Annotated in this window: 25 protein-coding genes; 4 read left to right on the plus strand and 21 right to left on the minus strand. The window is 68.1% G+C overall.

Annotation, left to right across the window (positions count from 1 at the left end):
* Positions 1-25 precede the first annotated feature (25 nt).
* Positions 26-865, plus strand: coding sequence for an Rv1486c family protein (locus K3U94_RS12540; RefSeq protein WP_220693931.1), 840 nt, complete (start codon positions 26-28; stop codon positions 863-865).
* Positions 866-1087: 222 nt separating this feature from the next.
* Here K3U94_RS12540 and K3U94_RS12545 read toward each other — a convergent pair whose 3' ends face one another.
* From K3U94_RS12545 to K3U94_RS12585, 9 genes are all read right to left on the minus strand, one after another.
* A complete protein-coding gene (locus tag K3U94_RS12545; RefSeq protein WP_220693932.1) occupies positions 1088-2128 on the minus strand; it encodes a ferrochelatase in 1041 nt (346 codons plus the stop codon).
* The gene (gene inhA / locus K3U94_RS12550; protein ID WP_220693933.1) at positions 2129-2938 is read right to left on the minus strand and encodes an NADH-dependent enoyl-ACP reductase InhA; all 810 of its coding nucleotides are present in this window, start codon (positions 2936-2938) and stop codon (positions 2129-2131) included.
* A gap of 33 nt (positions 2939-2971) precedes the next feature.
* Positions 2972-3730 carry a 3-oxoacyl-ACP reductase FabG1 gene (fabG1, locus tag K3U94_RS12555; protein ID WP_047317977.1) on the minus strand — a complete coding sequence of 253 codons (759 nt, stop codon included), beginning with the start codon at positions 3728-3730 and terminating at the stop codon, positions 2972-2974.
* A gap of 56 nt (positions 3731-3786) precedes the next feature.
* Positions 3787-4794 carry a VWA domain-containing protein gene (locus K3U94_RS12560; protein WP_047317978.1) on the minus strand — a complete coding sequence of 336 codons (1008 nt, stop codon included), beginning with the start codon at positions 4792-4794 and terminating at the stop codon, positions 3787-3789.
* A gap of 28 nt (positions 4795-4822) precedes the next feature.
* Positions 4823-5734: a DUF58 domain-containing protein gene (locus tag K3U94_RS12565; RefSeq protein ID WP_047318130.1), complete on the minus strand. Its 912-nt coding sequence runs from the start codon at positions 5732-5734 to the stop codon at positions 4823-4825.
* A gap of 62 nt (positions 5735-5796) precedes the next feature.
* Positions 5797-6915: a chaperone MoxR1 gene (gene moxR1 / locus K3U94_RS12570; protein ID WP_047318131.1), complete on the minus strand. Its 1119-nt coding sequence runs from the start codon at positions 6913-6915 to the stop codon at positions 5797-5799.
* A gap of 132 nt (positions 6916-7047) precedes the next feature.
* The gene (ripB, locus tag K3U94_RS12575; RefSeq protein ID WP_047317979.1) at positions 7048-7749 is read right to left on the minus strand and encodes an NlpC/P60 family peptidoglycan endopeptidase RipB; all 702 of its coding nucleotides are present in this window, start codon (positions 7747-7749) and stop codon (positions 7048-7050) included.
* 10 nt (positions 7750-7759) lie between these two features.
* On the minus strand, positions 7760-9196 hold the full coding sequence (gene ripA, locus K3U94_RS12580; RefSeq protein ID WP_082133956.1) for an NlpC/P60 family peptidoglycan endopeptidase RipA: 1437 nt from the start codon (positions 9194-9196) through the stop codon (positions 7760-7762).
* A gap of 253 nt (positions 9197-9449) precedes the next feature.
* Entirely contained in the window at positions 9450-10001 is a 552-nt protein-coding gene (locus K3U94_RS12585) for an Rv1476 family membrane protein (RefSeq protein WP_220693934.1), read from the minus strand.
* 132 nt (positions 10002-10133) lie between these two features.
* On the opposite strand from K3U94_RS12585, the gene acnA reads away from it, so the two are divergent.
* Positions 10134-12992, plus strand: a complete 2859-nt coding sequence (gene acnA, locus K3U94_RS12590; RefSeq protein ID WP_220693935.1) for an aconitate hydratase AcnA — start codon at positions 10134-10136, stop codon at positions 12990-12992.
* A 14-nt stretch (positions 12993-13006) separates the two neighbouring features.
* Positions 13007-13570 carry a TetR/AcrR family transcriptional regulator gene (locus tag K3U94_RS12595; RefSeq protein ID WP_047317982.1) on the plus strand — a complete coding sequence of 188 codons (564 nt, stop codon included), beginning with the start codon at positions 13007-13009 and terminating at the stop codon, positions 13568-13570.
* 94 nt (positions 13571-13664) lie between these two features.
* Here K3U94_RS12595 and K3U94_RS12600 read toward each other — a convergent pair whose 3' ends face one another.
* The 4 genes from K3U94_RS12600 to trxA form a co-directional block, all read right to left on the minus strand.
* The gene (locus K3U94_RS12600; RefSeq protein WP_047317983.1) at positions 13665-13865 is read right to left on the minus strand and encodes a helix-turn-helix domain-containing protein; all 201 of its coding nucleotides are present in this window, start codon (positions 13863-13865) and stop codon (positions 13665-13667) included.
* 78 nt (positions 13866-13943) lie between these two features.
* Entirely contained in the window at positions 13944-15590 is a 1647-nt protein-coding gene (locus tag K3U94_RS12605; RefSeq protein WP_220693936.1) for an ABC-F family ATP-binding cassette domain-containing protein, read from the minus strand.
* A gap of 26 nt (positions 15591-15616) precedes the next feature.
* Positions 15617-16438: an enoyl-CoA hydratase gene (locus K3U94_RS12610; RefSeq protein ID WP_047317985.1), complete on the minus strand. Its 822-nt coding sequence runs from the start codon at positions 16436-16438 to the stop codon at positions 15617-15619.
* A gap of 26 nt (positions 16439-16464) precedes the next feature.
* The gene (gene trxA, locus K3U94_RS12615; RefSeq protein WP_047317986.1) at positions 16465-16839 is read right to left on the minus strand and encodes a thioredoxin; all 375 of its coding nucleotides are present in this window, start codon (positions 16837-16839) and stop codon (positions 16465-16467) included.
* Between the two features lie 166 nt (positions 16840-17005).
* Here trxA and K3U94_RS12620 point away from each other — a divergent pair, with 166 nt between their 5' ends.
* Positions 17006-17659, plus strand: coding sequence for a DUF5666 domain-containing protein (locus tag K3U94_RS12620; RefSeq protein ID WP_220693937.1), 654 nt, complete (start codon positions 17006-17008; stop codon positions 17657-17659).
* Between the two features lie 24 nt (positions 17660-17683).
* Here K3U94_RS12620 and K3U94_RS12625 read toward each other — a convergent pair whose 3' ends face one another.
* The 8 genes from K3U94_RS12625 to sufB all read right to left on the minus strand — a co-directional run bounded on the left by K3U94_RS12625 (position 17684) and on the right by sufB (position 25917).
* Complete coding sequence (locus K3U94_RS12625; protein WP_220693938.1) at positions 17684-19417, minus strand: amidohydrolase; 1734 nt, start codon at positions 19415-19417, stop codon at positions 17684-17686.
* Between the two features lie 100 nt (positions 19418-19517).
* Positions 19518-20342, minus strand: a complete 825-nt coding sequence (locus tag K3U94_RS12630; RefSeq protein WP_082133958.1) for an MBL fold metallo-hydrolase — start codon at positions 20340-20342, stop codon at positions 19518-19520.
* A gap of 2 nt (positions 20343-20344) precedes the next feature.
* Positions 20345-20686 carry a metal-sulfur cluster assembly factor gene (locus K3U94_RS12635; RefSeq protein WP_047317989.1) on the minus strand — a complete coding sequence of 114 codons (342 nt, stop codon included), beginning with the start codon at positions 20684-20686 and terminating at the stop codon, positions 20345-20347.
* A 4-nt stretch (positions 20687-20690) separates the two neighbouring features.
* Positions 20691-21200, minus strand: a complete 510-nt coding sequence (sufU, locus tag K3U94_RS12640; RefSeq protein ID WP_220693939.1) for a Fe-S cluster assembly sulfur transfer protein SufU — start codon at positions 21198-21200, stop codon at positions 20691-20693.
* Complete coding sequence (locus K3U94_RS12645) at positions 21187-22449, minus strand: cysteine desulfurase (RefSeq protein WP_220693940.1); 1263 nt, start codon at positions 22447-22449, stop codon at positions 21187-21189. The genes sufU and K3U94_RS12645 overlap by 14 nt, the downstream gene beginning before the upstream one ends.
* A 2-nt stretch (positions 22450-22451) precedes the next feature.
* Positions 22452-23240, minus strand: a complete 789-nt coding sequence (gene sufC, locus K3U94_RS12650; protein WP_220693941.1) for a Fe-S cluster assembly ATPase SufC — start codon at positions 23238-23240, stop codon at positions 22452-22454.
* A gap of 34 nt (positions 23241-23274) precedes the next feature.
* Positions 23275-24396, minus strand: a complete 1122-nt coding sequence (sufD, locus tag K3U94_RS12655) for a Fe-S cluster assembly protein SufD (protein WP_220696781.1) — start codon at positions 24394-24396, stop codon at positions 23275-23277.
* 72 nt (positions 24397-24468) lie between these two features.
* Positions 24469-25917 (minus strand): Fe-S cluster assembly protein SufB, encoded by a 1449-nt coding sequence (gene sufB / locus K3U94_RS12660; protein WP_047317993.1) that lies wholly within the window; start codon positions 25915-25917, stop codon positions 24469-24471.
* Between the last annotated feature and the right edge of the window lie 5 nt (positions 25918-25922).

The following is a 25922-nucleotide window of genomic DNA, read 5'->3' on the forward strand; positions in this document are numbered from 1 at the left end:
GCGGGCAACTACACTGCCTTGCATCATGTGGTGCCCGAGTACTTCGCTGTCGGTGTGGGCCAACGCCTGGCTTGCCGGCCGGGCCGCACCCGATGACGTGTTGGACGCACTATCGGCCTGGGCGCCAGTGCAATCGGTGGCCGTCTATGACGCGATCAGCATCGGCGAGTCCGGCCTGGCGTGGGCCGGCGGGACGGACGGCGGAGCGGCCGCCCTGCTGCAGTTGGTGCGCGGCGCGGGACCGTCGGCCGCCGGGGACGGCATCCGACCGGTGTTTCCGGTCCCCGGCGACGTCCGCGGACTGCCTGCCGGGACGATCTTTGCGCAGGAGGCGATCCTCGCCGGTGAGGCCGTGCTGATCGGGTCGTCTGACGCCTCGCCACCGATCGGGCTGGTGCCGGCGTACTCGGAAGACGCCGACGCCAGCGAGGACTACGCCGCCGAGCTGTGCTGGACCGTGTTCCCGCTGACCAGCTTGCCGGTGAGCGAACAGCACAATCTCGGTGACGCCGAATACGCGTTGCGGTCGGCGGTGCGGACAGCCGCCGAAGCGCTGGGTTCCACCGGTTCGCGCTGGGCCGACTACGGCGTGGAGGATCCGCGCCTGCGGGTGGAACAGATGGTGGAAGCCGTGCTCCTGCACCGGATTCCGGACCATGCGCCGAACCGTGCGGTGCGTGTTCTGCACAGCGCCGCGCACGTCGAGGCGATCATCACGGTCAGCGCCGACCTGCTGACCGCCAGCGCCCAGTCATCCGCCGCGGTGCAGCGCGCCGCGGATGCGGTTGCGCCGCTGACGGCGGTGGTGCGCTCGGCGCGCAGCGCCGCCGTGACCGAGATTCTGCACTCAGCCTGGCGGGCGTAGTGCACCGTCGGTGAAGACGGAACCGGGTTGGGGTGGGCCGCGCCCCGGCCGAACCATGGAGATCGTTGCCCGCCTCTGAGCGACACCTCGCAGCCGCACGCCCCCGTACCGCGTCGTTGTCGCTCTAAGGCGGGCAACTCTCCTATCGCTCTATTCCGGCGCCATCAAACCCGCCCACAGCACCGGGACCATGACGGAATCCGGGCACGCCGACCTAGCGGCCTACCTGGACTTCGAGGACACCGGGCCCACGTCCGCGACGCAGTGCGATGAACCGCACGGCGCCCCGTTCACGCCGAAGCCGCAACCCAGTTCCGCCGGACCGGCGACACGTACGGGTGCGGTGCCGTCGCGCAGTTCCTCGACCAGGCCGCGGGCCAGCCGGGCCAGCCGCCGATCGGCGTTCGGGGTGGCCGCTCGCGCGTAGGCGATTCCAGCCGCCTGCGCCTGGGTCCGGACTTCGTTGTCGAGATCCCAGACCACCTCGATGTTGTCGCTGAGAAAGCCGATCGGACACAGGATCACAGCGCGCACGCCGGCGTCGGTCAGGGCCGCCAGGTGTGCCTCGATGTCAGGTTCCAGCCAGGGCACCTGCGGCGGCCCCGAGCGCGACTGCCACACCTGGTCGTAGTCGCGGTAGCCCGCGGCGGCCGCCACCAGACTCGTCGCGTAGGCGACCTGGCGACTGTAAAGCTGCGGGCCGTAGCGTGCGTCGGCGCTCACCGGGATGGAATGCGCGGTGAACACCAGCCGGGCGGTCTCCCGCAGACCGGCCGGCAGGCTGTCGGCGGCCGTGGCAATCGCCTCGGCGAACATCGCCACGAACAACGGGTGGTCGAAGTACTGGCGCAGCTTCACCAACTCCGGTGCCCGCTCCCCGACCGCCCGCCGCGCCCGGGCGATGTCCTCGGCGTACTGGTCACAGCCCGAATATCCGCCCCAGGCCGAGGTCGGGAACACCGCGGCGCGTCGTACGCCGTCGGCCGCCATCGCCGCGACGACGTCCTCGGCGTAAGGCTCCCAGTTGCGGTTGCCGAAATACACCGGCAGGCCGGGCATTTCGGCACGCATCGCCTCAGCCAGCGCGCGGTTGATCCCATTGATCGGCGACACACCGCCGAAATGCAGGTAGTGCTCGGCGACCGCGTCGAGCCGGGCCGGCGGCACGCCACGCCCCCGAGTGACGTTCTCCAGGAACGGCCGCACCTGCTCCGGGCCTTCGGGTCCGCCGAAGGACAGCAGCAGGACGGCGTCGAGCTCCATTTAGAGCAACTGGGTGTGCGCGCCACCGTCGGCGTAGACGACCGTTCCGGTGGTGGCCGGCAGCCAGTCGGACAGCAGCGCGCAGACGGTCTTGGCCACCGGCGTCGGGTCCTTCATGTCCCAGCCGATCGGGGCCCGCTGGTCCCAGCCCTCCTCCAGCAGCCGAATCTGCTCGCCGGCGCCCTCACCGAGGGCGCCACCCACGATGGCGCTCATCGCCAGCGTCCGGATCGGCCCGGCCGCAACCAGATTCGACCGCACGCCGACCTTGCCGGCCTCGCGCGCCACGAACCGGTTCACCGACTCCAGGGCACTCTTGGCCACCGTCATCCAGTTGTAGGCCGGCATCGCCCGGGTCGGGTCGAAGTCCATGCCCACAATGCCGCCGCCGGGGTTCATGATCGGCAGCGTCGCCTTGGCCAGCGAGGCATAGGAGTAGGCCGAGATGTGGATGCCCTTGGCGACGTCCTCGTAGGGCGCGTCGAAGAACGGGTTGATACCCATGCCGGTCTGCGGCATGAAGCCGATGGAGTGCACCACACCGTCGAGCTTGTTGCCTTCGCCGATCACCTCGGTGATCCGGTCGGCCAGGGTGTCGAGGTGCTCGCTGTTCTGCACGTCGAGTTCGAGCAGCGGCGCCGGCTCCGGCAACCGGTCGATGATCCGCTGGATCAGCCGCAGTCGGTCGAAGCCGGTGCACACCAGCTGCGCGCCGGCCTCCTGCGCCACCTTGGCGATGTGGAACGCGATCGAGGAATCGGTGATGATCCCGGTGACCAGGATCCGCTTGCCTTCGAGAATGCCTGCCATGAAAAGTCCCCTATCTTGAAACTGAACGAGTCGCTAGTGGCCCATGCCCATGCCGCCGTCGACGGGGATGACCGCGCCGGCGATGTAGCTGGCGTCCTCAGACGCCAGGAAGCTGACCGCACCGGCGACCTCTTCGGCGGTGCCGACCCGCTTGGCCGGGATGAAGTCCAGCGCACCCTCCTGGATCCGCTCGTCGAGGGCCCGGGTCATCTCGGTGTCGATGTAGCCGGGCGCAACGACGTTCGCGGTGACGCCGGCCTTGGACAGCTCACGAGAGATCGACCGGGCCATGCCGATCAGACCCGCCTTGGCCGCCGCATAGTTGGCCTGGTTGCCGATCCCCCACATGCCAGAGACCGATCCGATGTAGATGATCCGGCCGAAGCGCTTGCGCTGCATGCTGCGCGACGCCCGCTGGGTGACCCGGAAGGCGCCGGTGAGGTTGGCGTTGATGACCTCTTCGAAGCGCTCCTCGGTCATCCGCATCAGGAACGCGTCTTTGGAGATGCCGGCGTTGGCCACCAGCACCTCCACCGGCCCCTGGTGCTCTTCGACCTCTTTGAACGCCCGGTCGACGGCGTCGTTGTCGGTGACATCGCACACCACCCCGAACAGTCCCTCAGGGGCGCCGGAACCGCGGTGCGTCACCGCCACCTTGTGGCCGTCGGCGGCCAGTCGCCGCGCGATCGCCAGTCCGATGCCTCGGTTTCCACCGGTGACGAGGACCGAACGCGACACGAACGCGGGCTTGACGGGGTTTTCAGCGGATTCTGCGGCATCTGTCACCGGCATAACCTATCGAACCGACCCGTAGACTCCGCGCTGAGGGCGCGGGCCACTCGTGCGGCCTAGGCGGGCAGCCGTCGGTTGAGCAGCAGTGCCGCCAGTGCGGCCAGCGCCAGGACGAACGCGCCCAGTCGCAGCCAGCCGGTGCTGGCGTCACCGCGGATGGTCTCGAAACCGATCTGGTCCTGCAGCGTGGAGTACACCTCTTTGAGCTGCTGCAGGCTGGAGGCGGTGTAGGCGCTGCCGCCGGACAGGTCGGCGATCTTCTTCAGTGAGTCATCGTCGACCGGCACCGGTTGACGCTGCTCGTTGATCTCGACGTAGCCGTAGGCCGTGCCGAACGAGATCGTCGACACCGGCACCCCCTGGTCCTTCGCGGTGCGCGCCGCGGTGAACGCCCCCTTGGGATTGTCGGGGTTGGACGGCACAGTCTCCTTACCGTCGGAGAGCAGCACAATGCGGGCCGGCGGCGGGGTGTCGCCGCCGCCGATGACGGCGCCCACGGTGGCGATCGCCTGCAATGCGGTGAAGATGCCCTCACCGGTGGCGGTGCGGTCCGCCAGTTGCAGCTTGTCGATCGCGGCCTTGGTGGCTTCGCGGTTGGTGGTCGGCGAGGTCAGCACGGTCGCGGTGCCGGCGTAGGCGATCAACCCCAGGTTGATGCCCGCCGTCAGTTCGTCGGCGAACTGCTTGCCGGCTTCCTGCGCGGCCGCCAGCCGGCTGGGGGCGACGTCGGTGGCCCGCATCGACTGCGAGACGTCGATCACCAGCATCACCACCGCGCGGTTGCGCGGGATCCGGACGTCGTGGGTGGGGCCGGCCATCGCCACGGTGAACAGCAGCAACGAGCTGATCAGCAGGATCGCCGACAGGTGTCGCCAGCGCGTCGGCGATTTGGGCGCCACGCTCTCCAGCAGCTCCATGTTGGCGAACCGCAGGATCCGCCGATGCCGCGCCACCTGCACGAGGATGTACAGCGCGACCAGGCCCAGGATCACGAACAAATACAGGAAGAACCACGGGTGTGCGAAGCCCGACAGCGTCATCGGCCCGAGGAGCGGCAATGTCATAGCAGACCTGTCTGTGTACGGGTCGAGTTCACGGCGTCCCCGCCAGCGCCCCGCGCCGGCGTGACTCGACGAATCGGACGATGTCGGCGATCCAGTCCCGGTCGGTCCGCAACCCCAGCAACGGCGCGCCGCAGCTGCGCAGCGCGCGGGCGACGTCGGAGCGGTGGGCCACCGCGGCCCGGGCGAAATCGTCACGCAGCTTGGCGTCGATGGTGAACTCGCGGGTGATTCCGGACTCGGTGTCCTGCAACACCACATCACCGACATCGGGCAGTTCCACATCGCGCGGGTCGAGCACCTCGATGCCCAGCACCTCGTGGCGGGCGGCGATCGCCCGCAACGGGCGCATCCAGTTGATCGGGCCGAGGAAGTCGCTGATGATGACCGCCATGCCGCGCCGGCGTTCGGGGCGGCGCAGGGCGTCGATGGCCGCCGCCAGGTCACCGCGCACCCCGACCGGGGCCCGCGGAATGGTCGCGATGGTGCGCAGCAGGGTCTGCTCGTGGTTGCGCCCGGAGCGGGCCGGCACCCGCAGCACGCGCTCGCCGTTGGTCACCAATGCGCCCAGCCGGTTACCGCCACCGCTGTTGAGGTAGACGATGGCCGCGGCCGCCGCCACCGCCAGATCACGCTTCTCGCAGGTGGCGGTGCCGAAATCCATGCTGGCCGACATGTCGACCACCAACCAGGTCTCCAGCTCGCGGTCGGCGATCATCTGCCGGACGTGCGGATGGGTGGTGCGGGCCGTGACCGACCAGTCCATCCGCCGCACGTCGTCGCCGGGCTGGTAGAGCCGGGACTCGCCGGGCTCGGAGCCCGGGCCGGGAATCAGGCCGAGGTGATCTCCGTGCAGCACCCCGTCGAGCTTGCGTTTGACCGTCAGCTCCAGGGTGCGCAGGGCCGCCGCCAGCTTCGGGTCGCGGATTCCTCCGCGCAGCATCGACGGCGGCGTGGTGCTGGTTTCGGGTGGCTGAATCGATCCAGCCCCGGTGTCGGGGTCGCTCACCGACCGCCGGCCACTGCCGCTGCGGTCGGGGCACCCGGTGCCGGCGAATGCTGTTGCTGCGGAACCGCGTTCACCTGAGGCAGCGGCACCGTCTGCAGCACCCGGTTGATCACGATCTCCGGCGTGATCTCGTCGGCGAGTGCGTCGTAGGACAGCACCAGGCGGTGCCGCAGCACGTCCGGGATGACCTCGATGACGTCCTGCGGGATCACGTAGTCGCGACCACGGACCAGGGCCAGCGCCCGGGATGCGGAGATGATGCCCAGTGAGGCACGCGGCGACGCGCCGAACGACAGCCAGTTCTTCACGTCCGGCATGCCGAACTGCTCGGGCTGCCGCGTCGCGGTGATCACCCGAACCACGTAGTCCACCAGGGCGTGGTGCACGAAGTTGTTGGCCGCCAGCGTCTGCAGCCGCACCAGGTCGCCGGTGCCGAGGATCTGCTTGGGCTCCGGCGGGGTGACACCCATCCGGTAGATGATCTCGCGCTCCTCCTCCGGCGAGGGGTAGCCGACGTTGATCTTGAACAGGAACCGGTCGCGCTGCGCTTCGGGCAGCGGGTAGACACCCTCGTGTTCGATCGGGTTCTGGGTGGCCATCACCAGGAACGGGTTGGGCAGCGGGAAGCTCTTGCCGCCGATGGAGACCTTGCGCTCCTGCATGACCTCCAGCAGCGCCGACTGCACCTTGGCCGGTGCACGGTTGATCTCGTCGGCCAGCAGGAAGTTGGTCATCACCGGGCCGAGCTCGGTGTCGAACTCCTCGCGGCCCTGCCGGTAGATGCGGGTACCGATGATGTCGGTGGGCACCAGGTCCGGAGTGAACTGGATGCGGGCGAAGCTCCCGCCCACCACCTTGGCGAAGGTCTCCACGGCCAGGGTCTTGGCGACACCGGGCACGCCTTCGAGCAGCACGTGGCCCTTGGCGAGCAGGCCGACCAGGATGCGCTCGACGAGCTGGTCCTGGCCGACGATGACGCGCTTGACCTCAAAGATGGCCCGCTCCAGCGCGTGTACGTCGGCGGCGAGCCCGCTACCGCCGACTGTGCCTGTCTCGGCACCGGCCGAGCCGGGGAAACCGCTGGCGCCCGCGGGCGTCCCATCCGATGACGTCATCGACAAATCCTCCACAAAGGTCGGTCAGACACAACTGCTTGCACGGCGCACGGCCGAGGGGCAGCGTTGTGCCCTCGTTTCACTATTCCAGGGTTCGCAGCATCCGTCGACGTAAGGCCCGTCCCGAATGCGTCAGTACTCGATGATCCGGGTCAGATACGGCGTCATCCCCGACGTCCGCACCGGGCTGACGACCACCTTGCCGGCGCTGCCCGAGGCCTCCAACATCTTCCCGCCGCCCAGGTACATGGTGACGTGCTGGCCGCCACCGGGGCCGTAGAACATCAGGTCTCCACGACGGGCCTGACTGGGCGGAATATGCCGGCCGGCGTTGTACTGGTCGCCGGAGAAGCGTGGGATCAGCACGCCCACACCGGCGAACGCGTAGCGCATCAGGCCCGAACAGTCGAAACCGACCGTGCCCGCACCGGAGTCGACTCCCTTGCTGGGACCGGTCAGCGAACCACCGCCCCAGGAGTAGGGCACGCCCATCTGTGAGCCGCCGCGACGAATCACGTACTCGATGGCCTGCTTGCCGTGCACCCGCTTGCCCGGTGACACGTTGCCGACGGCTTCGTCGCCGACGTTGAATCCGAGGCCGGACAGAAACTTGCGGCCCAGGTCCATCGTGGTCTGGGTGGCCTGCGCGGTGGCCTGCAACGAGGCGTTGGCGATCGCCAGCGGGTCACCGGGCGCGCCGGCACTGATCGTCGCCGGCAGGGTGGGGTCCCACCCCGGGTCCGCTTCGGCCGGTCCGGCCAGGCCGACCAGCACCGGGATCGCCACCAGCAACGATCCGATGAGGCGTGATAGTCGTAAGGAACTCAGTTGCATTGCACCGCCGTCAGTACTCGATGTATCGGACTACGTAGGGCGTCATGCCGCTCTTGCGGACCGGCGACACCTTCACCGTCTGCCCCACGTCGGGGGCCTCCAGCATCAGGCCGTTGCCGAGGTAGAGCGTCACGTGCTGGCTGCCACCGGGTCCGTAGAAGATGACGTCGCCACGACGCGCCAGCGCCGACGGGATCTGGCGGCCCATCTTGTACTGCGAACCCGAGTAGTGCGGCAGCTTGATGCCCACCCCGGCAAAGGCGTAGAGGATCAGCCCGGAACAGTCGAATCCGACGGTGCCCGCACCGGAGCCGATACCGCGTCCTGGCCCCGCGGCGGTGCCGCCGCCCCAGGAATAGGGCACGCCGCGCTGCGAAAGGCCACGGCGGATCACGTATTCGGAGGCCTGCCGGCCGTAAACCCGCGGGATTTTGCCGTTGTTGATCCCGGTGTCGTCGGGCTTGGCCAGCCCGAGGGACTGCAGGAATTTCTGGCCCAGGTTCGCCGTCACCTGCGCCGAGGTCTGGGAGATCCCGAGCACCTGGTTGATGACGGCGATCGGGTCGCCGGGAACGTCGGCACTGGGCACCATCGGCAGGGTCGGGTCCCAGGGACCATCCCACTGCGCGGGCGCGGGGGCCGTGGGGCCGGCGACCGGACCGGCGGGGTTTCCCCACCGATCACCGCCTGCGGCGCCGGCCGGCGGATGCCCCTGCTGAGGCTGATCGTGGCCGCGGGCGGCGGCCAGTTTGGCCTGCGCCTCGTTACGTCGTGCGGCCAGCCGGTTGATCTCGCCCTGCTGTTCGCCGAACTTGCGCTGGGTGTCGGTGAGCGCGGCCACCGCGGCATCCTGACTGGACTGCGCGTCGGCGACCGCCTGATCGGCCTTCTGCTTGGCCAGCCGAGCGGCCGATTCCTTGTTCACCTGCTCGATGCGGGCCCGCTTGAGGTTGTCCAGCGCCTGCTGCGAGCTGAGCGCCAGGGTCTGGCCGGCCGCGGCCGTAGCGATCATCTCCGTCGGGTTGGCCGCGGTCAGGTAGCTGTCCGAGGGCCCGTTGACGTACGTCGACGCGGCGAAAGTGTTGAACCGTCGCTGCGCGGCGGCGATCGCGGCGTCGGCCTCGGCGATCGCCTGCCGGCCGGCGTCCACCTCGTGCTGGGCGGCGGCGGCGTCGTCGCGCGCGGTCTGCAGATCCACCAGGGCCTTGTTGACCCCTTCCTTCTCCTCGGCGATCTGCGCGCCCAGGTTCTGCAACTGTTGGTTGGCGTCGGCGACGTCGGCGATCAGCGCGGCGATGCCGTCGGGGTCCTGCGCGGGTTGGGCTGTCGCCAGCCCCGGGGTGCCCAGCAGCATCGCAGCGCTGAGTACCGACACCGTCGCGGGTCGGGCGAACCGGGCCGCCAGCCGGAAAGCAGAGCCATCGGAGCCACAACGGATGCGTCTCATTCGGCTTGGATCTCCTCGGACTCTCAGCAGGCGGCGCCGTGCTTCGGCCGGTGGCAAAAGCACAGAAACAACAGATACAACAGCTGCGCCTTTTGAGACCATACGTCACATCAGTCACTGGAGAAACGTTCGTAACAAACTACATTATTGTAATTAAGCCGGTTGTGACCATTCGGTGACCTAATTATTTGCAGCAGCCGACAACGGGGCGACAATTAATCGCCTAGTTTCCGGGTTTTCGGAGGTAAGGCCGCTAGTTGGCGACGTCGGAGCGTTCGGCAGCCTGTTTGCTGCGTCGTTGCAGGAAGCGGGTCCCGACAGCCGCCGCCGCCACCCCCACCAGCAGCACCACCGTGAGGCCCGTCCAGGGCAGATCCGGGGTGGCTAATTCATGCACGAAATTCTGCGCGGAGACCACCGGGTCGCCGGTCTTGGCGTGATCCTCGGCGGCCTCCAGCTTGGACCGATGAAACTGGCCGCTGTAGCTGCCGACATAGTTGGTACTAACGACCAGAACAGTGGAATCCGGATAGTCGTAGCCGACCACGGTGGCGACGTCGCGCAGCGCGGTGTCCATGCCGGGATTTCGGGCCACCTCGACGATCTTGAGGTCGATACCGTCGCGGCCGGCCTGCGCCACCACCTCGCGGAGCGCCGGCACGTCGGCCGCCGGTGCGCTCACCCCGTCGGCGGCGACAGCAACCTTGACCAGTGCCATGCAGTCGTCGGGCGGGGCGGCCGGGTCGAGGCCGACAGTGATGCAGAGCTCGCCGGGGATATAGGCCGGCGGGTGCTGGATCGTCACGGTTGAAGACGGTATCAACCCCGGCCAAGTGAGGTGAACCTTACTTTATACAGGACAATCGTACTGTTAGGGTTATGGCGCCCGTCGGCGCGGACCCGTCGATGGAGGAGAACTCGATCTCGGGGAGTTGAAGTGACCAGCAAAGATTCGGTGAATTCGTTCGGAGCCCGCGACACCCTGAGCGTGGGTGACAAGGACTATGAGATCTACCGCCTCGATGCCGTCCCGGGCACCGAGAAGCTCCCCTACAGCCTCAAGGTGCTGGCCGAGAACCTGCTGCGCACCGAGGACGGCGCCAACATCACCAAAGAGCACATCAACGCGATCGCCAACTGGGACCCGGCCGCCGAGCCGAGCATCGAGATCCAGTTCACCCCGGCCCGGGTGATCATGCAGGACTTCACCGGTGTGCCGTGCGTCGTCGACCTGGCCACCATGCGTGAGGCCGTCACCGCGCTGGGCGGCGACCCGAACAAGGTCAACCCGCTCTCACCCGCCGAGATGGTCATCGACCACTCCGTCATCCTCGACGTCTTCGGAACCGCCGACGCCTTCGAGCGCAACGTCGAGCTGGAGTACCAGCGCAACGCCGAGCGCTACCAGTTCCTGCGTTGGGGCCAAGGCGCTTTCGACGACTTCAAGGTCGTCCCGCCGGGCACCGGCATCGTGCACCAGGTCAACATCGAATACCTGGCCCGCACCGTGATGGTGCGAAACGGTCAGGCCTACCCCGACACCTGCGTGGGCACCGACAGCCACACCACCATGCAGAACGGCCTGGGCGTGCTGGGCTGGGGCGTCGGCGGTATCGAAGCCGAGGCCGCCATGCTGGGCCAGCCGGTGTCGATGCTGATCCCCCGCGTCGTCGGCTTCAAGCTGACCGGCGAGATCCAGCCGGGCGTCACCGCCACCGACGTGGTGCTCACCGTCACCGACATGCTGCGCAAGCACGGCGTGGTGGGCAAGTTCGTCGAGTTCTACGGCAAGGGCGTCGCCGAGGTGCCGCTGGCCAACCGCGCCACCCTGGGCAACATGAGCCCCGAGTTCGGCTCCACCTGCGCGATCTTCCCGATCGACGAAGAGACCATCAACTACCTGCGTCTGACCGGCCGCACCGACGAGCAGCTCGCGTTGGTCGAGGCCTATGCCAAGACCCAGGGGATGTGGCACAACCCGGACCACGAGCCGGCCTTCTCCGAATACCTGGAGCTGGACCTGTCCACCGTGGTCCCGTCGATCGCCGGCCCGAAGCGTCCGCAGGACCGGATCCTGTTGTCGGAGAGCAAGATCGCCTTCCGCAAAGACATCCACAACTACGTCGAAGAGCAGCACCCGGCGCCGGAGACCAAGCTCGACGAGGCCATCGAGGAGTCCTTCCCGGCCTCCGACCCGGTCTCGCTGTCCTTCGCCGACGACGGTGCTGTGAACGTGCAGTCCGCCGCCAACGGCGCCGACGGCCGGCCGAGCAAGCCGATCCGGGTCAAGGGCGAGCGCGGTGAGTTCATCCTCGACCACGGCGCCGTCGCCGTCGCGGGTATCACCTCCTGCACCAACACCTCCAACCCGTCGGTGATGATCGGCGCGGCCCTGCTGGCCCGCAACGCCGTCGAGAAGGGCCTGTCGTCCAAGCCGTGGGTGAAGACCAACATGGCACCGGGCTCCCAGGTGGTCACCGACTACTACGAGAAGGCCGGCCTCTGGCCCTACCTGGAGAAGCTCGGCTTCTATCTGGGCGGTTACGGCTGCACCACCTGTATCGGTAACACCGGCCCGCTGCCCGAGGAGATCTCCAAGGCGGTCAACGAGGAAGACCTGACCGTCACCGCCGTGCTGTCGGGTAACCGCAACTTCGAGGGTCGCATCTCCCCCGACGTGAAGATGAACTACCTGGCCTCCCCGCCGCTGGTCATCGCCTACGCCCTGGCCGGCACCATGGACTTCGACTTCGAGACCGACTCGCTGGGCAAGGACGCGCAAGGCAACGACGTGTACCTGCGCGACATCTGGCCGTCGGCCCAGGAGATCGACGACACCATCAAGTCCGCGATCAACCAGGACATGTTCCGCAAGTCCTACGCCGACGTGTTCAAGGGCGACGACAACTGGCGCAACCTGCCGACCCCGGACGGTGACACGTTCGCCTGGGACGAGGCGTCGACCTACGTGCGCAAGGCCCCGTACTTCGACGGCATGGCGCTGGAGCCCGACCCGGTCTCCGACATCAAGGGCGCCCGGGTGATGGCGCTGCTGGGCGACTCGGTCACCACCGACCACATCAGCCCGGCCGGCCCGATCAAGCCCGGCACCCCCGCAGCGGACTACCTGGACGCCCACGGTGTGGCGCGCAAGGACTACAACTCGCTGGGCAGCCGTCGCGGCAACCACGAGGTCATGGTCCGCGGCACCTTCGCCAACATCCGCCTGCAGAACCGACTGCTGGACACCATCGGCCTGGAGGGCACCCAAGGTGGCTACACCCGGGACTTCACCCAGGAGGGCGGCCCGAAGGAGTTCATCTACAACGCCTGCATGAACTACCAGAAGGCCGGCATCCCGCTGGTCGTGCTGGGCGGCAAGGAATACGGCTCCGGCTCGTCGCGTGACTGGGCGGCCAAGGGCACCACGCTGCTGGGCGTCAAGGCCGTCATCACCGAGTCCTTCGAGCGCATCCACCGCTCGAACCTGATCGGTATGGGCGTGATCCCGCTGCAGTTCCCGGCCGGCGAGACCGCCAAGACACTGGGCCTGGACGGCACCGAGACCTTCGACATCGTCGGTATCGAAGAGCTCAACACCGGCAAGACGCCCAAGACGGTGAAGGTCACCGCCACCAAGGAAAATGGTGACAAGGTCGAATTCGACGCGGTGGTGCGCATCGACACCCCCGGTGAGGCCGACTACTACCGCAACGGCGGCATCCTGCAGTACGTGCTGCGCAACATGTTGGGGGCACCTCCCGCTCGCGGGGGAAAATCGAGTACGACCGCGTAGACGGCGATCACCTGATGCCCAGGGTCAGCGAGGATCACCTGGCGGCCCGGCGCCGCCAGATCCTCGATGGCGCACGCAGGTGCTTCGCCGCCTACGGATACGACGGGGCCACGGTGCGGCGACTGGAGCAGATGATCGGGCTGTCGCGGGGGGCGATATTTCATCACTTCCGCGACAAGGACACCCTGTTCTTCGAGTTGGCGCGCGAAGATGCGGAGCGGATGGCTGATGTCGCCTCGCGCGAGGGCCTGATCGGCGTGATGCGGGACATGCTGGCGGCGCCGGAGCAGTTCGACTGGCTGGCCACCCGGCTGGAGATCGCCCGCAAGCTGCGCCACGACCCGGAATTCAGCCGCGGCTGGGCGGAGCGGTCAGCCGAATTGGCTGCTGCGACAACGGATCGGCTTAATCGCCAGAAGCAGGCCGGTAGGCTGCGCGACGACGTCCCCGCAGACGTATTGCACTGCTATCTGGATCTGGTGCTCGACGGCCTCGTCGCGCGGCTGGCGTCTGGCGAAGATCCGCAGCGGCTTTCGGCGGTCCTCGACCTGGTCGAGGATTCGGTGCGGCAGAGCTGATTTCGCTTGATCAGTGCACCGCGAGGGTGCGCAGAATGCCGACCGCGATCGGCGTGTCGTGTGCAGACACGCGCGCTCGCGCTCAGGGGCGACGCTAGCGGGACCGGGTGCGGTGGTTGGGCCCGCCGCGGCTGCGCATCGCCGCGCCCGACTCCCGCAGCATGCTGTGCACGGAGCCGTACGATCGGCCGGTCGACGCCGCCAAGGTCCGGATACTCGCCCCGCCCTCATAGGCGTTGCGCAACTCGACCAGCTGACGATCGCGCTGCTTGTTCGGTTTCGTCGTCGTCGCCACGTCCCCTCACCATCCCCTCGCCGACTCAACGGGTTCAGCGTAGGAATGCCTCGGCGATACCGGGCGACTTTGAGTGAATCAGGCGAGCTCGATCAGGTCGCGGTAGTCCGCAGACCAGTGGTCTTCGGTGCCGTCGGGCAACAACACCACGCGCTGTGGGTCCAGCGCCTCGGCTGCGCCCGGGTCGTGGGTGACCAGCACCACCGCGCCGGCGTAACTGCGCAGCGCGTCGAGTACCTGCTCGCGCGACGCCGGGTCGAGGTTGTTGGTCGGCTCGTCGAGCAGCAGCACGTTCGCGGTGGATGCCACCAGCCCGGCCAGCGCCAGTCGGGTCTTCTCACCGCCGGACAGCGTGCCGGCCGGTTGTTCCAGCTGCGGCCCGGTGAACATGAACGCGCCCAGCAGTCCCCGCAGATCCTGCTCGGAAAAATGCGCGGACGCGTGAGCTGCATGTACTGCGTTCTCCCACACCGTCGCCGCGTTGTCGATGGTGTCATGTTCCTGGGCGAAATAGCCGATCTTGCAACCGTATCCGGGCTCGAGCTGGCCGGCGTCGGGGGTTTCGACGCCGGCGAGCAGTCGCAGCAGGGTGGTCTTACCGGCCCCATTGAGACCCAGCACCACGACCCGTGAGCCCCGGTCGATGGCCAGGTCGACACCGGTGAAGATCTCCAGCGAGCCGTACACCTTGGTCAGCCCGGACGCCATCAGCGGGGTTTTCCCGCAAGCCGACGGGGTCGGGAACTTGATCCTGGCGACCTTGTCGGCGACCCGTTCCTCATCCAGCGCCGCCAGCATCCGGTCGGCACGACGCAGCATATTCTGCGCCGCAACGGCTTTCGTTGCCTTGGCGCCCAGTTTGGCGGCCTGGTTGCGCAGCGCGGCGACCTTGCGTTCGGCATTGGCGCGCTCCCGGCGGCGACGCTGCTCATCGGTCGCACGGGCGTCGAGGTACTTCTGCCAGCCCATGTTGTAGACGTCGGCCTCACCGCGCACCGCGTCGAGGAACCACACCCGGTTGACCACGTCGGCCAACAGGTCCACATCGTGGCTGATCAGCACCAGTCCCCCGCTGTGGTTCTTCAGGAAGTCACGCAGCCAGCCGATCGAATCCGCGTCGAGGTGGTTGGTCGGTTCGTCGAGCAGCAAGGTGGTTCCCGAACCGGCGCCTCCGGCGCCTCCCTCGCCGGCCGCGAACAGAATCCGGGCCAGCTCCACGCGGCGGCGCTGGCCACCGGACAGGGTCCGCAGCGGCTGCGTCAGCACCCGGTCGGGCAGGCCCAGGCTGGTGCAGATCCGGCCCGCCTCGCTCTCAGCGGCGTAGCCGCCCAGTGCGGCAAAGCGCTCTTCGAGTTGCCCGTAGCGACGAATGGCTCGGTCCCGCTCCGCGTCGTCGACGACCTCGGCCATCAGCACCTGCTGCTTCTCCAGGTCGGCCAGGATGGTGTCCAGGCCGCGTGCCGAGAGCACCCGGTCGCGGGCCAGGACGTCGAGGTTGCCTTCCCGGGGGTCCTGCGGCAGGTAGCCGACCTCACCGGTGCGGGTGATGGTGCCCGCATACGGCTCACCTTCACCGGCCAGGATGCGCAACGTGGTGGTCTTGCCGGCGCCGTTGCGGCCGACCAGACCGATCCGGTCGCCGGGCTGAACCCGCAGCACCGAGTCCACCGAGTCGAGCAGGGTGCGCGCTCCGGCGCGGACCTCCAGGCCCGTTGCGGTAATCACGCGCGCGTACTCCTGTCGTGGTGGTGCTACTTATCGTCAGTGAAGGCCGGTGGGCGCTTCTCGGCGCGCGCAGCGACGGCTTCCTCGAAGTTGCTGGTCAGCAGGCGCACGTAGAGCTGTCCGAGCCCCTCGGCCTGCATGTGCCCCTCCAGACTACCGGCGTCGAGTCCGCTCCAGAGCGTCCGCTTGGTCAATTCGGCCCCCGGGCGGGAGAAACCGGCGATCCGCTCGGCCATGTCGTAGCAGGTGTCCAGCAGGTCCGCCGTCTCCACCACCCGCGAGACCAAGCCGATTCGCTCCGCCTCGGCGGCGTCGACGTCGCGGCCGGTGAGCATGATCTCGAAGGCCCGCGACGCACCGATCGCCCGGGGCAGCAGGTAGCTCAGGCCCAGCTCACTGGCGGTCAGCCCGTTGTTGATGCCGGCCGCCCGAAAGTAGGCACCCGACGCGGCGACCCGAATGTCGGCCGCCAGCGCCAGGCACAGACCGCCACCGATGGCCGCCCCGTTGACGGCGGCAATCACCGGCTGGTGCAGGCGCCGCAGCCCCAGGATGATGTCGTCGAGCAGCTCCATCGACCGCAATCCGAACGTGGGCCGGGTCAGTCCGGCCACGTGCGGCACCGAACCCGCGGACTTATGGTCGGCGCCGGAGGAGAACCCCCGGCCCGCCCCGGTCAGCACCACCACCCGCACCGAGTTGTCGTAGCTGACTTCCGCCAGCACGTCACGCAGCGGAACCATCACGTCGAACGCCATGGAGTTCATCCGCTCCGGGCGGTTCAGCGTGATCAGCGCGACGTGCGGACGGGGACGTTCAACGAGGACGAACTCGGATTCGGAAGACACGGATGCACGCTATCGCGTGCGCGCCCTCAGACCTGGTCGGGCTTGCCCTGCGCGGCCTGCTCGGCCAATGCGGCCTCGACGTCGAGATCCTTGACCTGCTGGACCAGGTTCTCCAACGCCGCGGCAGGCAGTGCGCCGGCCTGGTTGAACACCAGCGTGCCCTTCTTGAACGCCATCAGGGTGGGGATGGAGCGGATCTGGGCGGCAGCGGCCAGCTGTTGCTCGGCTTCGGTGTCGACCTTGGCGAACACCACGTCGGGGTGCTTCTCGGAGACGGCCGCAAACGTCGGCGCGAACGACCGACACGGCCCGCACCAGGACGCCCAGAAGTCGACGAGCACGATGTCGTTGTCGGCGATGGTTTCTTCGAATTTCGCTGCGGTGAGGTCTTGAGTTGCCATGACCGACTCAACGCCGGGAACATCCGTGGTGTTCCCGGCCCCTGCACAGCTGCTTACACAGCGCGCTCACAGCGGGAAGCTAGCTGCTCGCTAACTCGACCCTCGACGGTGGTAGCACCGGTCGACGGCACCCGCCGCCGCCGATATCAACGAACGGAGACTGCCGATGTCCCCCCGCCCGAGCACACCCACCCAAACGGTTCGCGCACTGACCGGAGCGACGGCGCTGTTCGCGGCCGGACTGTTCGTCCCGGCATTGGCTCACGCCCAGGGCGACCACGTGATGGGTTCGGTCTCCTCGGTATCCGGCAACACCTTCGAAGTGACCCGGTCGTCCGGCACCACCACCGTTTCGTTGACCGACGGCACCCGGATTTTCGAGTCGGTGCCCGCGCAGCGCGGCGAGATCACCGCCGGCACCTGCATCAAGGCCGGAGGCGCCCAAGACGGCGCCGCCTCCGACGGTGGGGCCATCACCGCGAAGTTCGTGGCGATCAGCACCACGGTCGACGGCCAGTGCCCGCAGCGGCCCGCCGCGGCGGCCGACGCCCCGGCGCCCCCGAAGCCGCACCGTGGCGTCCGCGGTGTGGTCGAGTCCGTTGCCGGCGACACACTCACCGTCAGCGGCCCGTCCGGGCCGACCACGGTCACACTCAACGACAGCACCCACTTCCGCCGGATGATCACCGTCAGCGCACCGTCGATCAGCGCTGGAAAGTGTGTCGCCGCCGGCGGGACCAAGGACGGCGACGGCGTGCTGCAGGCCGCCCGGGTCACCGTGTGGGCCGGCGACGGCAACTGCCCCGAGCCGCCCGCCTAGCGGGCCTCGGCGCAACCCGCCCCGCTACCCCAGCACCTTCCCGTAGGTCTGCCGGCCCATCAGGTACGTGGCCTCCACGGCCACGTCGCGCAGGTCGGCCGGCGGGACCCGACGTGGGTTGTGTGACAGCACCACCAGATCGGCGTACTTGCCGGGTTCCAGGCTGCCGATCTCGGTGTCCAGCCGTAGTTGCCAGGCGGCGTTGAGGGTCTGCGCCTTGATCGCCGCGTCGACGCCGATGCGCTGTTCGGGAGCCAGGACCCGGCCGCTGCCCTTGGCGATGCGGTTCACCGCGGTGGCGATGTTGCCGATCGGGTTGGGCGGGGTGACGGTGCCGTCATTGTGGAACGACAGCCGCAGGCCGGCGTCCAGCGCCGACCGAGCCGACATCCAGTGCGACCCGTGTTCCATGCCGAACAGCTTGTCCACCAGCACATCTCCCCAGAAGTAGATGTGTTCGATGAACAGGCTCGGGGTGATCCCGAGGTTCGCGGCCCGCGCGAACTGATCGGGCCGCATGGCCCCGACGTGTTCGATCCGGGGCCGTAACGCCGGGGGTGTGCGCGCCTGTTCGAATGCGTCCAGCACCACATCGATCGCGGCGTCACCGTGGACGTGGCAGGAAACCTGCCAGTGCTGATCCACGAAGGCCTTGGTCAGGTCCTGGATCTGCTCGGGCGGGTAGTTCATCCGGCCGCGGTGGTCGGGCCCCAAGCCCATGCCCGCTGTGGTGGCGTTGGTCAGATACGGGAAGGTGGTGAAGATGTTGCCCTGCCAGGGCGAACCGTCCGCCCACATCTTCATCCCGATCTTGTCGAACAGCACGTCGGCGCGGGCCCGCCTGCCACGGACGTTCTTCGGGTCCGCAGCCAGCTCTGGGGTGCCGATCTCGTAGGCGCGGACCCGCACCGCGCAGTCGGCCTGCTGGGCGAGCTTGCCGAACACCTCGGACTGCGCACGCGCGTCGTAGGAATGCTCGGTGGCGGTGGCGATTCCCGCGCGGGCGAGTTGGGCGTAGGCCCAGCGCAGGTTGTCCCCGGCGTTGGCCATGATCGCGCCGGAGAACGGCGCAACCAGCGCCATCACCGCCGCCGCCTCGCGCACCTCGCCGGTCAGCTGTCCGTCGGGACCGTGGATGTACTGCGCCCCGGCGGGGTTCGGGGTGGTTTTGGTGATACCGGCCGCGGTGAACGCGGCAGTGTTGCCGTAGGCGGCATGGCCGCTGTTGGAAATGATCACCACGGGGTTGTTCGGGGCGAGCCGGGACAGCTCGGTACGGCTGAAGGGCTGCAGCCCGGTCTGCAGCAAGGGATCGACCCCGTTGAGCAGAATCGGCTGGCCCTTGGGCGTGTCGGCCACGGCCTCGGCCAGTTTCGCGAACACCCCGTTCGCAGTGGGGACCGTGAAGGGACGCACGTCGATGGCCGGCGGAGCCAGTGTGGAGCCCATCTCGAAGGGATGACCATGCGGCTCCACGAACGCCGGCAGCAGCGCCCGGCCGCGCAGGTCGACGACGGTGGTTCCCGACCCCCGCAGTCGCAGCACCTCATCGGCCGTGCCGACCTGGCTGATCCGTCCGCCGGTGACCGCGAGCGCTTCAGCCTCCGGAGGGCCCGGCGCCACCGTCACCACCGGACCGCCGATGAAAATGGTGTCGGCGCCCGGTCCCCGCGAACCGCAACCAGCCAGCCCGCCGACCGCGGTGCCCGCGGCCGCGGCCGCCATCCCGGCCATGAACCGCCGCCTGCTCGTCGTCACCGTGTCCGCTCGTTTTCCGTCACAGTCACGCGACGAGTATTGCAGCGCCCATCGCCCGGACCGCCGGCCGGGAGTGGTGACAACGCTGACCGGTCCCGCGCTAGGTGAGGTCGTCGTGGTCGCCGCGCGCCCACGCGGCGTGACGGTCCGCCGAGAACCGGACCGCGGCCACGGCATCGGTGTCGATGGTGTTGGTGTGCAGCCCGTAGATGCGGTCGAAGCGCAACCCCTCCAACGTTGCGGCCATCCGCTGGGCGACGGCAGCCGACAGCGGAATCCGGTTCGGGTAGCTGCGCAAGAACGCCACGGTGCGCCGGTCGGGGTTCGGGAAGACGGTGTCACCCACCAGCAGCACCCCGCGCCCCTCGGCACCGGCGTCCCAGCATGCGACGGAGCTGCCCGGAAAGTGGCCGCCGACTTGAATCACGCTCAACCCGGGTGCGAGCTCCAGCCGGCCGGACCAGTACCGGATCGCCGGGTCCGGACGCATCACCCATTGGCTGTCGGCAGCGTTGACGTACACCGGCACCCCGCCGAGTCGACGGGCCCATTCCACTTGGGCGCCGAACATGTGCGGGTGGCTGGCGACGACCCCGAGCACCGGGCCCTGCTCGAGCGCCGCGGCGACCGCGGTGTCATCGACGAATCCCGGGGGATCCCACAGCATATTGCCGCTCGGCGTGCACACCAGCTTGCCCAGCTGACCGATACCGAGCGGCGGATTGCTGCCGATCCCGATCAGCCCGGGTTCCAGTTCGAAGGCGTAGGACTGCATGCCTTCGGCGGCCAAGCCGTCCAAGGTGGCCCAGTGTTGGCCGTCCGGCGGCACCCATTGCCGGTCGTCCTCGCAGATTGCACACACCGGCGGCGTCGCATCGTGTTCGACACCGCAGGTCCGGCACAGCCAGAACTCGGCTGCGGGCACGGTCAGACCGTGAAACCGACTGCGCGCATCATTTCGCGGCCCTCATCGGTGATCTTGTCCGGTCCCCAGGCGGGCTCCCAGACCCAGGACAGGTCGACCTTCTTGACCAGGCCGGCGCCCACGGTGGCGTTCTCGACCTGCTCGGCGATCATGTCCTGCAGCGGACAGGCCGGCGAGGTGAGCGTCATGGTGACGACGGCGGTCGGACCGCCATCGTCTTGGCGGATCGACAGGTCATACATCAGGCCGAGGTCTACGACGTTGATGCCGATCTCGGGGTCGATGACGTCGTGCATCGATTCCTCGACTTCGGCGAGCAGCTCGTCCGGTCCCAATTCGCTCATCGGTTCATCTCCTGGGTTGAGAGACACTGACGGATGCCAACGTCTGTTCTTCTGCCTTGGAAAGTGCCTGCGCCAGCGCATCTTTGAACGCCATCCAGCCGAGCAGCGCGCACTTGACTCGCGCCGGGTACTTGGCCACCCCGGCGAACGCGATGCCGTCGCCCAGCACTTCTTCGTCGCCTTCCACGGTGCCCCGCGACGACACCATCTCGTGGAAGGCGTCGAACGTCGCGCACGCCTGCTCTACCGTCAAACCGATCACCTGGGTGGCCAGCACCGAGGTCGCCGCCTGCGAGATCGAGCAACCCTGCCCGTCGTAGGAGACATCGGCGATCTGCGTACCGTCGGGCGACAGCGCCACCCGCAGCGTCAGTTCGTCACCGCAGGTGGGGTTGACGTGGTGCACCTGCGCGCCGTAGGGCTCCCGCAGACCGCGATGCTGCGGATGCTTGTAGTGATCGAGGATCACCTCTTGATAGAACTGCTCAAGACGCAACGTCTCACACTCCCCCAAAGAATTCCACGGCCCGGCGAACACCCGCCAGCAGGCGCTCCACCTCCTCGTGGGTGTTGTACACCGCGAACGAGGCTCGGGCGGTGGCAGCAACATTGAACTTGCGGTGCAACGGCATTGCGCAGTGGTGGCCCACCCGGACCGCGACACCGTCGTCGTCGAGCACCTGCCCGACGTCGTGCGCATGCACCCCGTCGATCACAAACGACACCGGCGAGCCGCGGTCGATCGTGGTGGTCGGCCCGACAATATGCACCCCGGGAATGCCGGCGAGTCCCTCGAGTGCGGCGGCCACCAGCTCACGTTCGTGAGCCGCCACCACATCCATCCCGATCGCGTCGAGATAGCGAGCGGCCGCGGCCAACCCGACGACCTGCGAGGTCATCGGCGTGCCTGCCTCGAAACGTTGCGGCGCCGGAGCGTAGGTGCTTGCCACCATCGTGACCGTCTCGATCATCGATCCACCGGTGAGGAATGGCGGCAGCGCCGCCAACAGCTCCCGCCGGCCGTAGAGCACCCCGATCCCGTTGGGCCCCAGCATCTTGTGCCCGGAGAACGCCGCGAAGTCCACACCCAGCGCGTGGAAGTCGACCGGCTGGTGCGGAACGGACTGGCAGGCGTCCAGCACAGTGAGTGCACCCACCGCGCGGGCCCTCGACACCAGCTCTTCGACCGGGGCCAGTGCGCCGGTCACGTTCGAGTGATGGGTGAAAGCAACGACTTTGACCCGCTCGTCGAGTTCCAGCGAGTCCAGGTCGATGCGCCCGTCGGGCGTCACCTCGTACCACTGCAGGGTCGCACCGGTGCGCCGCGCCAGCTCCTGCCAGGGAATCAGGTTGGCGTGGTGTTCCAGCTCGGTGGTGACGATGACGTCACCCGGGCCGACGGCCCGCTCGAAGCGGTTGTCGCCCAGCGCATAGGACAACAGGTTCAGCGACTCGGTGGCGTTCTTGGTGAACACCAGCTCGTCCGGGTCGGCGCCGACGAAGCGCGCGATCGCGGACCGGCCGTCCTCGTAGGCGTCGGTCGCCTCCTCCATCAGCTGGTGCGCCCCGCGGTGCACCGCCCCGTTGGAGTTCAGCAGAAACTCCCGCTCGGCGTCGAGCACCGGCAGCGGCCGCTGCGAGGTGGCGCCGGAATCCAGGTAGGCCAGCCGGCTTCCGCCGCGCATGACACGGTTCAGGATCGGAAAATCCGCCCGAATCGCGTCGAGGTCCGGCACCGCCGGACGGCTGACCGAGAGTGTCATGTTCAGGCCTCCGCCGCTGCGGCCTGCTCGGTGAAGCGCTCGTAGCCGTTCTCTTCGAGCTCGTCGGCGAGTTCCGGTCCGCCCGACTCGACGATCCGCCCGCCGGCGAAGACGTGCACGAACTGCGGCTGGATGTAGCGCAGGATGCGGGTGTAGTGGGTGATCACCAGCACGCCGCCGTGTTCGGTCTCCTGGTAGCGGTTCACCCCTTCGCTGACCACCCGCAGCGCGTCGACGTCCAGGCCGGAGTCGGTCTCGTCGAGGATCGCGATCTTCGGCTTGAGCAGGCTCAGCTGCAGGATCTCGTGGCGCTTCTTCTCCCCGCCGGAGAACCCCTCGTTGACGTTGCGTTCGGCGAAGCCGGAGTCGATGCCCAACTCGGCGAACGCGGCGCGCTGTTCCTTGATCCAGGCCCGCAGCTTCGGCGCCTCACCGCGCATCGCGGTCACCGCGGTGCGCAGAAAGTTCGACATCGACACCCCCGGCACCTCGACCGGATACTGCATGGCCAGGAACAGGCCCGCGCGCGCACGTTCGTCGACGGTCATCGCCAGCACGTCCTGGCCGTCGAGGGTGATCGAACCCGACGTCACGATGTACTTGGGGTGCCCGGCGATCGCGTAGGACAGCGTGGACTTGCCGGACCCGTTGGGCCCCATCAGGGCATGGGTCTCACCGGAGTTCACCGTCAAGTCGACGCCGTGCAGGATCGGGATGGTCGCCGCGCCGTCGTCGCCGGCGCCGCCGGGCGACACACTCACGTGCAGATCCTTGATTTCCAGTGTGCTCATTGCTGATTCGTGTCCTTAGGTGATGCGTTCGGGTTTATTTGTTCTCGGTGACCGCGAGCTCACGCTCCACGGCCTCGGTGAGGCGCTCCTGCACCGCGGGCACCGGAATCTTGGCGATGATCTCGCCGAAGAAGCCGCGCACGATCAGGCGCCGGGCCTGCTCTTCGGGGATGCCGCGCGCCTGCAGGTAGAACAACTGGAGATCATCGAATCGGCCAGTCGCGCTGGCGTGTCCGGCCTGCACGATCTCCCCGGTCTCGATCTCCAGGTTCGGAATCGAGTCGGCCCGGGCACCGTCGGCCAGCACCAGGTTGCGGTTCACCTCGAAGGTGTCGGTGCCGACGCCCGTCGCGCGGATCAGCACGTCTCCGACCCAGACAGTGTGGGCGTCCGGGAGCGCAGAATCCGGGTCGCCCTGCAGCGCGCCCTTGTAGAGCACGTTGGAGCGGCAGTTGGGCTGGGCGTGGTCGACCAGCAGCCGCGATTCGAGGTGCTGGCCGTCGTCGGCGAAGTACAGGCCGAGCATTTCGGCGTCGCCACCCGGGCCGTCGAACCGGACCCGCCCGGTCAGGCGTACCAATTCGCCGCCCAGCTGCACGGCGCTGTGGCGCAGCACCGCGTCCTTGCCCAGCGCCGCGTGGTGCATGGTGACGTGCACCAGGTCCGCGGCGGCGTCGGCGATCCAGACCACGGTCAGCTGTGCGGCGTCGCCGACCACGAATTCGACGTTGTCGGCGTAGGTTCCGCTGCCTCGCACGTCGATCACGACGGTTGCCCGCGACAGTTCCTCAGCACGCAGCTGCAGATGGCCGTAGGCCGTCGCTCCCGCTCCGGGGCCGGTGACAGTGATCCGAATAGGCTCCTCGACGTCGGCTTCCTTGGGCACGGTGACTACCGTCGCCTCGCGAAACGCCGAGAAGGCTTGGGCCGCAATCCGGTCCGCGGGAGCTCCGGCGGCCCCCAGCCGGTGATCGCCGCGCGCGACCGTCTCGATCCGAACGGCATCCGAGCCGAGGACTTCGATGGCGGCGGACGCGTCAGCGACCGCGGAACCGTCGTGCAGACCGCGCAGCCGGCGCAACGGGGTGAACCGCCACACCTCATCGCGACCGTGCGGCACCTCGAATGCCTCGACGTCGAACGAGGTGAACTGCATCCCCTTGTGGAAGCCTTCGGCCGCCTGGGTCAGGTTGGCCGCCGGGGTGGACGTCAAACCAGTCGAAGTCACCTAGCCCACCGAGCCTTCCATCTGCAGCTGGATCAGCTTGTTGAGCTCCAGCGCGTACTCCATCGGCAGTTCCTTGGCGATCGGCTCGACAAAGCCGCGCACCACCATTGCCATCGCCTCGTCCTCGGTCAGGCCGCGGCTCATCAGGTAGAACAGCTGGTTCTCGCTGACCTTCGACACGGTGGCCTCGTGGCCGACGGTGACGTCGTCCTCACGGATGTCGACGTAGGGGTAGGTGTCGCTGCGGCTGACGTTGTCGACCAGCAGCGCATCGCACTTCACGCTCGACTTCGCGCCGTGCGCGCCCTTGTGGATCTCCACCAGGCCCCGGTAGGAGGACCGCCCGCCGCCGCGCGACACCGACTTGGAGACGATGTTGGACGACGTGTTGGGCGCCAGGTGCAGCATCTTGGCGCCGGTGTCCTGGTGCTGGTCCTCGCCGGCGAACGCCACCGAGAGCACCTCGCCCTTGGCGTGCTCGCCGGTCATCCACACCGCCGGGTACTTCATGGTGACCTTCGAGCCGATGTTGCCGTCGACCCACTCCATGGTGGCCCCGGCCTCGGCCCGGGCCCGCTTAGTGACCAGGTTGTAGACGTTGACCGACCAGTTCTGGATGGTGGTGTAGCGGCACCGGCCGCCGGGCCTGACGACGATCTCCACCACCGCAGAGTGCAGCGAGTCCGACGTGTAGACCGGCGCGGTGCAGCCCTCGATGTAGTGCACGTAGGCGTCTTCGTCGACGATGATCAGGGTGCGCTCGAACTGGCCCATGTTCTCGGTGTTGATCCGGAAGTAGGCCTGCAGCGGGATGTCGACGTGCACGCCCTTGGGCACGTAGATGAACGATCCCCCGCTCCACACCGCGGTGTTGAGCGCGGAGAACTTGTTGTCCCCGGCCGGAATCACCGTGGCGAAGTGCTCCCGGAACAACTCCTCGTGTTCCTTGAGCGCGGTGTCGGTGTCGAGGAAGATCACGCCCTGGGCTTCCAGGTCCTCGCGGATCTTGTGGTAGACCACCTCGGACTCGTACTGGGCCGCGACGCCCCCGATGTAGCGCTGCTTTTCGGCCTCCGGGATGCCCAGCCGGTCATAGGTGTTGCGGATGTCGTCGGGCAGGTCGTCCCAGGTCTGGGCTTGCTTCTCGGTGGACCGCACGAAGTACTTGATGTTGTCGAAGTCGATACCGGACAGGTCCGAGCCCCAGTTGGGCATCGGCTTCTTCATGAACGTCCGGTAGGCCCGCAGGCGGGCTTGCAGCATCCACTCCGGCTCGTTCTTCTTGGCCGAGATGTCGCGCACCACGGCCTCGGACAGCCCGCGCTGGGCGGCGGCGCCCGCGACATCGGTGTCGGCCCAACCGTATTCGTACCGGCCCAGCGACGCGATGGTCTCTTCCTGGGTGGTCGGCTCCGCAGCTGCTGCGGTGGCCTCCGGCGTCAGTGTCATGGTGA

Source organism: Mycolicibacter heraklionensis (assembly GCF_019645815.1).
Lineage (GTDB): Bacteria > Actinomycetota > Actinomycetes > Mycobacteriales > Mycobacteriaceae > Mycobacterium > Mycobacterium heraklionense.